At 35.5% G+C, this 11,199-nt stretch carries 7 protein-coding genes and 1 tRNA gene; 6 read left to right on the top strand and 2 right to left on the bottom strand.

Annotated elements, in window-relative coordinates; translation table 11 throughout:
• Nucleotides 1-86 precede the first annotated feature (86 nt).
• A tRNA-Gln gene (locus D1816_RS13010) sits at nucleotides 87-159 on the top strand.
• Nucleotides 160-227: 68 nt separating this feature from the next.
• On the opposite strand, the gene D1816_RS13005 is transcribed toward D1816_RS13010, so the two are convergent.
• Entirely contained in the window at nucleotides 228-1,061 is an 834-nt protein-coding gene (locus D1816_RS13005; protein ID WP_369886280.1) for a universal stress protein, read from the bottom strand.
• A 260-nt stretch (nucleotides 1,062-1,321) separates the two neighbouring features.
• Between D1816_RS13005 and rimP the strand changes: the two genes are divergently transcribed.
• The 3 genes from rimP to infB are packed head-to-tail and all read left to right on the top strand — an operon-like array spanning nucleotide 1,322 to nucleotide 5,904.
• On the top strand, nucleotides 1,322-1,789 hold the full coding sequence (gene rimP, locus D1816_RS13000; protein WP_066317390.1) for a ribosome assembly cofactor RimP: 468 nt from the start codon (nucleotides 1,322-1,324) through the stop codon (nucleotides 1,787-1,789).
• Nucleotides 1,790-1,801: 12 nt separating this feature from the next.
• Complete coding sequence (gene nusA, locus D1816_RS12995) at nucleotides 1,802-3,034, top strand: transcription termination factor NusA (RefSeq protein ID WP_066317388.1); 1,233 nt, start codon at nucleotides 1,802-1,804, stop codon at nucleotides 3,032-3,034.
• 44 nt (nucleotides 3,035-3,078) lie between these two features.
• Complete coding sequence (gene infB / locus D1816_RS12990) at nucleotides 3,079-5,904, top strand: translation initiation factor IF-2 (RefSeq protein WP_118503354.1); 2,826 nt, start codon at nucleotides 3,079-3,081, stop codon at nucleotides 5,902-5,904.
• A 107-nt stretch (nucleotides 5,905-6,011) separates the two neighbouring features.
• Here infB and D1816_RS12985 read toward each other — a convergent pair whose 3' ends face one another.
• The gene (locus D1816_RS12985) at nucleotides 6,012-6,464 is read right to left on the bottom strand and encodes an SPOR domain-containing protein (RefSeq protein WP_233565210.1); all 453 of its coding nucleotides are present in this window, start codon (nucleotides 6,462-6,464) and stop codon (nucleotides 6,012-6,014) included.
• 222 nt (nucleotides 6,465-6,686) lie between these two features.
• Here D1816_RS12985 and D1816_RS12980 point away from each other — a divergent pair, with 222 nt between their 5' ends.
• Both D1816_RS12980 and D1816_RS12975 read left to right on the top strand, forming a co-directional pair.
• Complete coding sequence (locus D1816_RS12980) at nucleotides 6,687-8,009, top strand: c-type cytochrome (protein WP_118503352.1); 1,323 nt, start codon at nucleotides 6,687-6,689, stop codon at nucleotides 8,007-8,009.
• A 52-nt stretch (nucleotides 8,010-8,061) separates the two neighbouring features.
• Entirely contained in the window at nucleotides 8,062-11,181 is a 3,120-nt protein-coding gene (locus tag D1816_RS12975; protein WP_118503350.1) for a TAT-variant-translocated molybdopterin oxidoreductase, read from the top strand.
• Nucleotides 11,182-11,199 lie beyond the last annotated feature (18 nt).

Raw genomic sequence — 11,199 nt, 5'->3', positions numbered from 1 at the left:
GAATTAGTAATTTTAATGTAATAATTTTTAAAAAAATGTTTGCAGAGAAAAAAGAAAGTTTTAAATTTGCACCCGCAAAGATACATTGGTCTATGGTGTAACTGGCAACACGTCTGGTTTTGGTCCAGAAGAGTCTAGGTTCGAGCCCTAGTAGACCAACGCAAAAGGAGTAACAAATTTTGTTACTCCTTTTTATTTTGTGACTATAGAGTGTCTATCTTGTTGAGTTATATTTTGAAAGTTAAGACAGGGCGTTTAGCATGATTAACAACATCTTCTCCAAGACTTCCGTTGATAAAATGGGATATTCCTTTTCGACCATGGGTACTTATACCAATCATACCTGCGTTAATTGACTCTGCAAAATTTAAAATTCCTTTTTCTACGGTGATGTCATTGTAGATGTTAAGTGTATAGTTGTCTATAGGTAGGCCGGAAATAAGATCATTCATTTTGCTTTCAGTTTCGTACGTGGTCTTGAAACCATTTGCGGTATTAATCCATACCAAATGAAGTTTTGCGCCAATTGATTTTGCAAATTCATCTGCTGCAATTAATGATGGTTTGTCTTCGTTATCAAAATTTGTGGCGTACACAAAGTCATTGACTTCAAATATTTCACAATCTTCTTTTATTACCAATGTGGGTTTTTTTGATGTTCGAACTATTTTTTCTGCATTAGAACCAATAAATAATTCTTCAAAACCTGAAGATCCGTGAGATCCCATAATTATAATATCAACATTGTTCTTTTTACTCGAGTCGATAACACCGTTTAGAACATCTTCAAAACTTACTGTTTCGATAACTTCAATATCCTTAAGGTAATCTTGTTCTAAAACTTCTTCGAACTTTTTGTGAGTTTGCTTCATGAAAAATATAGCTTCTGGAGCTGGGGCCGGAGCGCCAGAAGACATTAGATCAGAGAGGTGCATGGGTAGCTCTAAGATGTGAAGTAAATAAATTTGAGCATCATTTTTTTTTGCAATTTGAGCAGCTACTTTTAATGCGCTTTCTGCTTGTTCCGAAAAATCTGTTGGCACCAGTATACTTTTAATCATAATCTTGCTTTTTTGAAATAAATTAGTTAATTATTGCATGTATTTAGATTTTAGAATAATCACAAGATGAGTGTTGGGATTAAGAATAGTATTGTAACTTTCTAATTTTAAGTAGGCTATCTATGACTTTGGTATCTTAAATTTACGAATAAATTCATTCTTTATCATATTTTGAATCTAAGATATTATTACTATCTTTGCACCGTTGAAATTAAAAAACCAGATGGAGGGGACGAAAAGTCCCCTCTTTTTATCTACTTATGTCATTAAAAGATAAGTCTCAAAAATTATTAGAAGAAGCACTAGCGGAAAACCCGTCTTTATTTCTAATTGATTATAAGATTAATCCCGATAATAGTATCGAGGTTATTATTGATGGAGATCAAGGGGTTAAAGTTGAAGATTGTATTGCTATAAGCAGAGCAATTGAGCATAATTTGGATAGAGATGAGGAAGATTTTTCTTTGCAAGTGATGTCTGCAGGGGTTTCTGAAGGTTTAAAGCATATTCGTCAGTACAGAAAGAATATAGGTAGAAAACTAAAAGTGAAAACCAAAGACGAAACAGTAGAAGGGGAATTGATTTCAGTAACCAATGATAACAAGGTTTTGCTTACTTGGAAAACTAGAGAGCCAAAACCAATTGGAAAAGGTAAAGTAACAGTAGTAAAAGAAGCAACTGTTGCTTATGAAGATATTGTGGAAGCAAAAGTTATGATAACATTTTAATTATTCATTGATATGGAAAATATCGCATTAATAGAATCATTTTCAGAATTTAAAGATGATAAGTTTATAGATCGTGTGACGCTAATGTCAATTTTAGAAGATGTGTTTAGGAATGCTCTTAAGAAGAAATTTGGTAGCGATGATAATTTTGATATCATTATAAATCCAGATAAGGGGGATTTAGAGATTTGGAGAAATAGAATTGTTGTAGGAGATGGGGAAGTAGAGGATGATAATCAAGAAATATCATTAACAGCGGCTCAAAAAATAGAACCAGATTTTGAAGTTGGTGAAGATGTGTCTGAAGAGGTTAAGCTTATTGATTTAGGAAGACGTTCAATTTTGGCATTACGACAAAATTTGATTTCTAAAATTCATGAACACGATAATACGAATATATATAAGCAATTTAAAGAGTTAGAAGGAGAGATATATACGGCAGAGGTTCATCATATAAGACATAGAGCAATCATAATGTTAGATGATGAGGGTAATGAGATTATTTTGCCAAAAGATAGGCAAATACCTTCTGATTTTTTCCGTAAAGGTGAAAACGTAAGAGGAGTTATAGAGTCTGTTGAGCTTAAAGGTAATAAGCCGGCAATTATTATGTCTAGAACATCTCCTTTGTTCTTGGAAAAACTTTTTGAATCAGAAATTCCTGAAGTTTTTGATGGATTAATAACGGTTAAAAAGGTAGTTAGAATTCCAGGAGAAAAGGCAAAAGTTGCTGTTGATTCTTATGATGATAGAATTGATCCTGTTGGAGCATGTGTAGGAATGAAAGGTTCTCGTATTCATGGTATAGTGAGAGAATTAGGAAATGAAAATATTGATGTTATAAATTATACAAATAACTTACAATTATATATAACAAGATCATTAAGTCCTGCAAAAGTAACTTCGATTAAGATTAATGAAGAAACAAGTAGAGCAGAGGTAATGTTAAGACCGGAAGAAGTTTCTAAGGCAATAGGTCGTGGAGGACACAATATCAGACTTGCTGGTCAACTTACAGGTTATGAGATAGATGTATTTAGAGAAGGTGTTGAAGAAGATGTAGAGCTTACAGAATTTACTGATGAGATAGATTCTTGGATAATAGAAGAGTTCTCTAAGATAGGGTTAGATACTGCGAAGAGTATTTTGGAGCAAGATTTAGCTGATTTAGTAAAACGAACAGATCTTGAAGAAGAAACTGTTAGTGAAGTCCTTAAAATATTAAAATCAGAATTTGAGGATTAATAAACACAATTAATTTATATTTGAGCATAAAATAATAGGCATTTATGGCTGAAGCAAAAACAATGAGATTAAATAAGGTATTACGTGAATTCAATATCTCGCTAGATCGGGCTGTTGACTTTTTGAGTTCAAAAGGTCATGATATTGATGCGCGTCCTACCACAAAAATTTCTTCAGAGATTTATCAGCTCTTGTGTGATGAATTTCAGACTGATAAGAGTAAGAAAGTCGCTTCAAAAGAGGTTGGTGAAGAAAAGAAGAAAGAGAAAGAAGCGTTACGCGTGCAGATCGAGAATGAGCAAGAAGAAAAGCGTAAGCAAGCAGAAGCTCGTGAAGTCGTAAAAGCCAAAGCTCAACTAAGTGGGCCTAAACAAGTAGGCAAAATTGACTTAAATAAGAAAGAGGAGCAAACATCGCAGCCCGAAGAAAAAGTAGCAGATGTTCCTCCTAAAAAAGAAAAAGAAGAGGTGAAGGCAAAAGAGCCTGAAATAGTTTCAAATAGACCTGTTAAAAAAGGAATAAAGATTACGAAACAAGCTCCTCCGAAGGAAGTGAAAAAAGAAGAAAAGCCAAAGGTACCTGTAGTAGCCGAGGAAAAGCCAAAGGTTATTGAGCCTGTTAGCGAAGAAAAACCCGCTACAGAAGAGAAACCAGAAGAGTCGGGGCGTGTTAAAACTCAGTATAAAAAGTTAGATGGTCCAAACTTTACAGGACAAAAAATTGACTTAACTCAGTTTAAGAAGCCGGTAAAGAAAAAAGATGATAAGTCTGATAAGAAGACTGGTGGTGGTTCTGCAGACGCTAAAAAACGTCGAAGAAGAATAAGTAAAGATAACGCTGGTGGACAAGGTGGTAATAGACCGGGTGGCCAGGGAGGTAATAGAGGCCCTGGTAATAGAGGTCCTGGTAATAGGGGTCGTGGTGGTGCCGCAAAAGGCAAAAGACCGCCTGTTGTAAAGGAAGAGCCAAGCGAAGAAGAAGTGCAAAAACAGGTTAGAGAAACCTTAGAAAAATTACAAGGTAAATCTAACAAGTCAAAAGCAGCTAAATACCGTAGAGATAAAAGGGATCAACACCGTCAAAAAGCAGAAGATGATGTTGCGCAACAAGAGCAAGAAAGTAAAGTTCTAAAGGTAACAGAATTTGTTACAGCTGCAGAAGTCGCTACGATGATGAGTGTGCCAACAACTGATATAATTTCAGCTTGTATGTCTTTAGGGATTATGGTAACCATGAATCAACGTTTAGATGCAGAGACACTTTCTATTGTTGCAGATGAATTTGGTTATGAGGTTAATTTTGTAACCGCAGATATTGAAGAGTCTATTGAAGAAGTTGTTGATGCTCCAGAAGATTTAGTTACACGAGCTCCTATAGTCACTGTAATGGGTCACGTAGATCATGGTAAAACTTCGCTTCTAGATTATATACGAGAAGAAAATGTAATCGCCGGTGAAAGTGGTGGTATTACACAGCATATTGGTGCATATGGAGTTCAGTTAGCAGGAGGGCAAAAAATCGCATTCCTAGATACTCCAGGTCACGAAGCATTTACAGCAATGCGTGCTCGTGGTGCACAAGTAACAGATTTAGCAATTATTGTGATTGCTGCAGATGATGATGTGATGCCCCAGACAAAAGAGGCTATTAGTCATGCACAAGCTGCTGGCGTTCCTATTGTATTTGCTATAAACAAAGTAGATAGACAAGAAGCTAATCCAGAGAAAATAAAAGAGAAGCTTGCTTCTATGAATTTGTTAGTAGAAGATTGGGGAGGTAAAATACAGTCTCATGATATTTCTGCAAAAACTGGATTAGGTGTAAAAGAATTATTAGAAAAGGTACTTTTAGAAGCTGAGATACTAGAGCTTAAAGCAAATCCAGATAGATTAGCATCGGGAACTGTTGTTGAGGCATTCTTGGATAAAGGAAGAGGATACGTTTCTACTATTTTGGTTCAAACAGGAACGCTTCGAGTAGGAGATTATGTTCTTGCAGGAAAAAATAGTGGTAAGGTTAAGGCAATGCAGGATGAGAGAGGTAATAATGTAAAAGAAGCTGGTCCTTCAACGCCAGTGTCAATTTTAGGATTAGATGGTGCGCCACAAGCTGGTGATAAGTTTAATGTGCTAGAAGATGAGCGTGAGGCAAAAGATATTGCTTCTAAAAGAGCTCAGTTGCATAGAGAACAATCGGTGCGTACGCAAAGACATATTACTCTTGATGAAATTGGTAGACGTATTGCACTTGGAGATTTCAAAGAGTTAAATATAATTCTTAAAGGTGATGTTGATGGTTCTGTTGAAGCATTAACAGATTCTTTCCAGAAATTGTCTACAGAAGAGATTCATGTGAATATTATTCATAAAGCTGTAGGTGCTATTACCGAAAGTGATGTGTTATTGGCTTCTGCTTCTGATGCAATTATTATTGGGTTTAATGTTAGACCTGCAGGTAATGCCAGACAGGTTGCTGATAAAGAAGAAATAGATATCAGGACATATTCTATTATCTATGATGCTATAAATGATCTGAAAGATGCAATGGAAGGTATGCTTTCTCCAGTAATGAAGGAAGAGATTACAGGTACTGCAGAGATTAGAGAGACATTCAAAATCTCTAAAATTGGTACAATTGCAGGATGTATGGTTCAGAATGGTAAGATTTTTAGAAATTCAGGAATCCGATTGATAAGAGAAGGTGTTGTGGTGTATACAGGAGAGCTTTCTTCATTAAAACGTTTTAAAGACGATGTTAAAGAGGTAAGTAAAGGTTATGACTGTGGTATGCAAATCAAGAATTATAATGACATAAGAGTCGATGATGTTATTGAAGCTTATCAAGAAGTAGCAGTTAAAAAGAAACTGTAGCTATTAAAGTTTATACATAAAAAAAAGCCGTTACAATTGTAACGGCTTTTTTTTATGTATAAGTGACCTATCTTTATTAAAAGATAGGACTTCGGTTTAATACTTTGTTATTCGGGTTTAAAAATAAAGGCATTTGGAAACTCAGCGTGGATTTCTTTAAGAGCTTTATCTGCATCAAGACGCGTTCTGTAGTTCCCTATCCATACTTTATAATTTGGTGTTTCCCATTGCATTGTTGCGCTCCAATCTGGAAAATTCTCTTTAGCGGACCTCATAATTTCGTTAGCTTTATTTAAATTTCCATAATATAGCTGAATTTTATAGCGATCACTAAACTCTCCATCTTTTTCCATTTTTGATTTTAAATCAAGAAGCATTTTGATTCTAGGATCTTGATTTATGGTCACAGAAGCCTCTTGTCTAGGGGGGATAATAGCTTTTACAAAGCCATTACTGTCAGGAATTTGAGTATTTATAGTATCCTGAGCAATTAAAGATGAACTATTAAAGTAACAAAAACCTAATAGTAAAATGTAGCCTTTCATGTTTAACATTCTCATTACAAATTGATTTGAAGCAAAGGTAAAGTTTAATAACTCACAATGGTTAAAAAATATTATTTAGAATTATTATAAATTAATACTTAACGGTTCTCTAACATTTCTAAAATCGACTTATTATAGTACTTTTGTCGTCGAATTAAAAGTGATGGTTTTTTATCTTTTCGAGATAGTAAACGAAAAAACCATGCCAAAATTAAGACGATAATTCTACGTAATAATATGAAACAGGTGAAACACCGAAATTCAGCCTCCAAAATCCTAATCATAGGAACTGTTTTTTTATTTACTTTTTTTAATCCTGTTTTTGGACAGGAAGAAGCAGTTGCTGATAGTGCTGTTGCAACAGAAGCCTCTGCTGGAGGTGATGCAGCAAAAGGAAAAGCATTATTTAATTCTCTTTGTGCAGCATGTCATAAAAGATATAAAAAGATGACAGGTCCAGCTCTTTTTGGAGTTGCTGATAAGTACGAAAGAGAGTGGATATACTCTTGGGTAAAAAATAGTGCAGCAATGATTGCATCTGGTGATGCACAAGCGGTAGCTATTTATGAAGAGTATAACAAAACTGCGATGAACGCATTTCCGCAGTTAACTAATGGTGATATAGATAATATTTTGGCGTATGTAATGGAGCCAAAAGCTGCGCCAGCCGTTGCTGCAGGTTCAGGATCTACGGTTGCTCCGACATCTAGTGATTCAGGAGTATCTACCGATATTATCCTTGCTGGTTTGGCATTAGTTTTCTTAATGTTAGTTGTGATATTGTTTTTAGTAAATAATACACTTAAACGTTTTGCAGAAGCTAGTAATATAGAATTACCAGAACCAGAAGCTAGAACTCCTATCTGGAAAGCTTTTGTTCAAAATCAATTCTTAGTTTTAGTTACAGCTATATTCTTATTGTTAGCAAGTGGTTACTTTGTTTATGGGTACTTTATGCAGGTTGGTGTTGATCAAGGGTATCAGCCAATTCAGCCAATTCATTACTCGCATAAAATTCACGCAGGTGATAATCAGATAGAGTGTAAGTATTGTCACTCTTCTGCACGTGTTTCAAAACATTCTGGGATTCCTTCTCTTAATGTGTGTATGAATTGTCATAAATCTATAGGTGAAGTTGCAGAAACTACAGCTACAGAAGATTATTCTAAGGAGTTTTATGACGGTGAAATCCAAAAGCTATATAAGGCTGTGGGATGGGATGCAGATGCTCAAAAATATACAGGAGAAACAGAGCCAGTAAAATGGGTTCGTATTCATAATTTACCTGACTTTGCATATTTTAATCACTCACAACACGTAAGCGTTGCAGGTGTTGAATGTCAAAAATGTCATGGACCGGTAGAAGAGATGGAAATCATGTATCAACATGCTCCACTTACTATGGGGTGGTGTATAAATTGTCACAGAGAAACTAATGTAAAAGTGGCAGATAATAAATATTATGAGAAGATTCATTCAGAACTCTCTAAAAAATATGGCGTGGATAAACTAACAGCTGCTCAAATGGGTGGTCTGGAATGTGGTAAATGTCATTACTAATAAAATTGTATCCGATTTCGGATAAATATTAAGAAGCTAATATCAATTATATATGTCATCAAACAAGAAATACTGGAAAAGTGTTGAAGAGCTAAACGAAAATAGCTCTATTGTTGAGACGCTACAACAAAACGAATTTGTACAGGAAATTCCGACAGATGAGTTTTTGGGAGATAAGTCATCCTTAGAGAATTCGTCAACTACACGTCGTGATTTTCTTAAATATGTAGGTTTTAGTACAGCAGCTGCTTCACTTGCAGCATGCGAAGGTCCTGTTAAAAAATCAATACCTTACGTTGTTCAGCCAGACAGAATTGTTCCTGGTGTGGCAAACTATTATGCTACTACTATAGCTGATGGTTTTGATTTCGCTAGTGTTTTAATAAAAACAAGAGAAGGTCGACCTATCAAAGTAGAAAATAATAATCTGGCAAAATCTAATGGAGAAGCTAATGCAAGAGTGCATGCTTCTGTATTGTCATTGTATGATAATACACGTCTTCAAGGACCTAAAAAAGGGAAAGAAGATATTAGTTGGGCAGATTTAGATAAAGAAGTAGGGGCTAAGCTAAATGCACTTGGTGGAAAAGAGTTAGTAATACTTACTCAAACGTTTGCTAGTCCTTCTACATCAAAGTTGATTGCAGAATTTAAAGCTAAATATCGAAATGTAAAGCATGTTGTATATGATGCGATTTCTCAAAGTGAAGCTTTGGATGCGTATCAAATTATGTACGGAGAAAGAGCTTTAGCAGATTATGATTTTGCAAAAGCTAATACCGTGGTAAGTATTGGAGCAGATTTCTTAGGAGATTGGCAAGGTGGTGGATATGATGGTGGATATGCTCAAGGGCGCGTGCCTAAAAATGGTAAAATGTCAAAGCATATTCAGTTTGAATCGAACATGTCTTTGTCAGGAGCTAATGCAGATACAAGAGTAGCAATAAAGCCTTCGCAACAAAAACAAGTGTTGGCGGCATTATACGCTTATGTAACAGGGTCTGGATCAAAAAGCTCTTTAGGAGCTAATCTCGATGCAGCTGTAGTGAAAGCGGCTAAAGAAATCCAGAAAGCTGGTAGTAACGCATTAGTAGTATCAGGTATACAAGACGTTGATGCACAATTAGTAGTGCTAGAGATAAATAAGACAATAAAAAGTAAAGCATTTAACGAAAGTACACCTCGTAAAATAAGACAAGGTGATGCTAAAGCTGTAGCTCAGCTTGTAAAAGATATGAATGCTGGTCGTGTTGGAGGTATATTGATAGCAGGAGTAAATCCTGTATTTTCATTGCCAAATGCCGAGGAATTTAAAACAGGTCTTGGTAAAGTTGATATTTCTGTAGCTTTCAGTATGCATGATGATGAAACATCGTCTGAGTGTAATTATATTGCTACAACTCCGCATTATTTAGAAGCCTGGGGAGATGTTGAGTTGAAGAAAGGAAGTTATAGCCTTGTGCAACCAACTATCAAGCCTTTATTTGATACAAGACAGTTTCAAGAAACATTATTGAAGTGGACAGGTAACTCATCTACTTATCACGATTATATTAAAAGTGCATGGACTGGTATTCTAGGAGGATCTTCTTGGAACCAAGCTTTGCATGATGGAGTGTTAGTGCAACCTTCATTACCAAAACAAGAATTGGTTGATGCTATTGCAGCTCCAGAAGGAGATGCTGTTGTAGAAGGAGAAGCTCCTGTTGTAAGTGGGCCTAATGTTGGTGCTGCTGCAAGAAGACTTTCAATAGCTAAAGCAAGTGGTTTAGAACTTACTTTATATACTAAGACATCATTAGGAGATGGACAACAGGCAAATAATCCTTGGTTACAAGAAATGCCTGATCCAATTACTAGAGCTTCTTGGGATAATTATTTAACAGTTTCTAAAGCAGATGCTCAAGAGTTAGGGTTGACAAATGAAAATGTAGCTAACGGTGCATTAAATGGTAGTTATGCTAAAGTTACTGCTAACGGAAAAGATGTCGTTGTACCAGTAATTATTCAGCCAGGACAAGCAAAAGGTTCTGTTGGATTAGCGTTGGGTTACGGAAAATCTCACGGCCTTAAAGAAGAAATGGTAGTAGGTGTTAATGCCTATACATTATATCAAAACCTTAATGCAGTACAGAATGTATCTGTTTCAGCAGCAGAAGGTACGCATGAGTTTGCTTGTGTGCAGTTGCATAATACGTTAATGGGACGTGGTGATATTGTAAAAGAGACCACGCTTGAAATATTCAATACAAAAGATAAGCACGAATGGAATGCAATTCCTGAAGTTAGTAAAAATCATATTGAGTATGAGGTAACTTCTCCAGAGGTTGATCTTTGGGATGAATTCGATCGTTCTGTAGGTCATCATTTTAATCTTTCTATAGATTTAAATGCTTGTACTGGATGTGGTGCCTGCGTGATTGCATGTCATGCAGAAAATAATGTCCCTGTAGTTGGTAAATCAGAAATACGTAGATCTCGTGATATGCACTGGTTACGTATTGACCGTTATTATTCTTCTCAAGATACTTTTGATACAGATAATGTTAAAAAAGATAATATTGCTGGATTAGGAAGTTCTTTGTCAGAATTTGGAGAGATGGAAAGCCCTGCAGAGAATCCACAAGTAGTATTTCAACCTGTAATGTGTCAACATTGTAATCATGCTCCATGTGAAACAGTATGTCCTGTAGCGGCAACTTCTCATGGTAGACAAGGTCAAAATCACATGGCATATAACCGTTGTGTTGGAACAAGATACTGTGCAAATAACTGCCCTTATAAAGTACGTAGATTTAACTGGTTCTTGTATAATAACAATGACGAGTTTGATTATCATATGAATAATGATTTAGGTAGAATGGTTATTAACCCTGATGTAACAGTACGTTCTAGAGGGGTTATGGAAAAATGTTCTATGTGTATCCAAATGACTCAAAAAACTATTTTGGATGCAAAAAGAGATGGTAGAGTAATCAAGGATGGAGAATTCCAAACTGCTTGTTCTGCTGCTTGTTCATCAGGTGCTATGGTATTTGGTGATATTAATGATAAGGATAGCGAGGTTGCTAAACTTAAAGAAGATAACCGTATGTATCACTTACTTGAGCATGTTGGAACAAAACCTAATGTTATGTACCAAACTAAAGTAAGAAATACTACAGAAGCCTAATTAACTAAATAAAGAATC

This window comes from Aquimarina sp. AD10 (assembly GCF_003443715.1).
GTDB lineage: Bacteria > Bacteroidota > Bacteroidia > Flavobacteriales > Flavobacteriaceae > Aquimarina > Aquimarina aggregata.
The sequence above is the reverse complement of the archived record's forward strand: the minus strand, read 5'-3'. Positions and strand labels throughout refer to the sequence as shown.